The organism is Burkholderia sp. SIMBA_051 (assembly GCF_046534915.1).
GTDB lineage: Bacteria > Pseudomonadota > Gammaproteobacteria > Burkholderiales > Burkholderiaceae > Burkholderia > Burkholderia ambifaria.
In genome coordinates, this window is sequence record NZ_JAWRXS010000830.1 from 1 (window position 1) to 239 (window position 239).

The 239-nt window shown below is 66.9% G+C and carries 1 protein-coding gene; it reads left to right on the top strand.

All coding sequences use genetic code 11. From position 1 onward, the window contains the following. A partial coding sequence (locus SB771_RS36775) for an SMP-30/gluconolactonase/LRE family protein (RefSeq protein WP_410722256.1) occupies positions 1-239 on the top strand: 239 nt, incomplete at both ends.

Here is a 239-nt window from a genome sequence, read left to right on the forward strand (position 1 = left end):
GAACAATCGCGTGCTGATCGACGCCGGCCCCGGCACGCCCGACGGCTTTCGCGTCGACGTTCACGGCAATCTGTGGTGCGGCTGGGGCATGGGCACCGACGAACTCGACGGCGTGCGCGTTTTCACGCCGCAAGGCGAGCCCATCGGCCACATTGCGTTGCCGGAACGCTGCGCGAATGTGTGCTTCGGCGGCCGCCATCGCAACCGGCTGTTCATGGCGGCAAGCCACGGGCTCTATT